The organism is Bradyrhizobium ingae (assembly GCF_055791185.1).
In genome coordinates this window covers 1-521 of the sequence record NZ_JBVUBB010000112.1, presented here as the reverse complement: position 1 = coordinate 521, position 521 = coordinate 1, and the positions used below count along the sequence as shown (strand labels likewise).

The following is a 521-nucleotide window of genomic DNA, read 5'->3' as shown; positions in this document are numbered from 1 at the left end:
AGTATGGCCACAAAACGATCGAAGGCACCGTGTTGCTGATCGACGACGACCCCGAAATCCGTGCGATGACACGGCAAATGCTCGAGCGCATGGGCATGGCCGTCGCCGAGGCCGAGAACGGCGAAGAAGGCCTCGCCTGGCTGGAGGCGAACCAACTGCCCTCGATCATCCTGCTCGATCTGATGATGCCGGTGATGGACGGCTTCGAATTCCTCGATCGCATGCAGCAGAACGATGAGTGGACCGGCATCCCGGTCGTTGTCGTCACGGCAATGGATTTGGGCGCCGAAGAGCTCGATCTGCTGCAGAACGCGACGCGCAAGGTGATCGCCAAGGGCGCGACCACCGGCGTCGATATTCGGACCGCCATCCGCGAGGTGCTGCGGCCGCGTCCGAAACCGCGCGCCGCCGCGGCCGGTTAGTCGGGGAGCTTCAAGCGATGGTCAAGATTCTGCTCGTCGAAGACAATGAGATGAATCGCGACATGCTCTCGCGCCGCCTCGAGCGCAAAGGCTTTCAGG

At 62.4% G+C, this 521-nt stretch carries 1 protein-coding gene and 1 pseudogene; both read left to right on the top strand.

Annotated elements, in window-relative coordinates:
• Positions 1–422, top strand: a 422-nt coding sequence (locus ACV1FX_RS41790) for a response regulator (protein ID WP_473123294.1), incomplete at its 5' end; no start/stop codon positions are given.
• A 17-nt stretch (positions 423–439) separates the two neighbouring features.
• Positions 440–521, top strand: a pseudogene (locus tag ACV1FX_RS41785) (response regulator); the annotation flags it as partial.